Raw genomic sequence first — 688 nt, 5'->3', positions numbered from 1 at the left:
GTCCAGCTTCAGCTCGCCCCGCATGAGCTGATCAATCGCCGGGCTGGAGGCATGGACGAGGTTCACCACGTCGAGGGTCTTCACACCGCGGCCTTCCAGGCGGTACTTCACCAGGGCGGAGGGGGACACGCCCTCCAGCACCATCTTCCACGCCTTCTTCAGGCTGTTGGGAATGGGTTTGCCGTAGGCGGCGAGCTGATACGCGAGGCCGGTGGCGCACTCGTCGGGGCGGCGGAGGATCTGCGGACCGTACTCCCGGACCAGACCTGTACCACGGACGCCAGCATGGTGAGCGGCGCGAACGAGGATGACCTGCGGGGTCACGCGAATGTTCCACTCGCCGCGCAGTTCGGCGGCCAGCCGCAGGGTGCCGGGGGCGTTGGCGGCCAGGGCACCGTCGATGGCCCGTCCCAACCGCTGGGCGGGCGTGAGGCCGCGCCAGTCCTGCGGGTCCAGCGCACCCAGCGTGGCGTTCAAGTGGGCGAGGTGGACCTCGTCCAGGCGACCCGGGTGCGTCCGCTGGGGACGGGCATCCGCGACGTCGCGGGCATAGTACATGGGCTCGCCGAAAAAGCAGCTCGCCGCCATGACGCGCAGGGTCTGGAGGGGGTCGGTGAGGTCGTAGGACGGCCCGCCCATGAAATTCAGGTGCGGCTTGGCCGTTTTGTTCTTCTTGAGTCGGTTGATG

Annotated in this window: 1 protein-coding gene; it reads right to left on the bottom strand. The window is 68.3% G+C overall.

Annotated elements, in window-relative coordinates; genetic code table 11:
• On the bottom strand, nt 1–688 hold a 688-nt coding region (locus tag QOL99_RS18050), incomplete at both ends, for a hypothetical protein (protein WP_285525664.1).

Origin of the sequence: Deinococcus rhizophilus (assembly GCF_030271215.1) — a bacterium.
Taxonomy (GTDB): Bacteria; Deinococcota; Deinococci; order Deinococcales; family Deinococcaceae; genus Deinococcus; species Deinococcus rhizophilus.
This window is presented reverse-complemented; position numbering and strand designations above follow the sequence as displayed.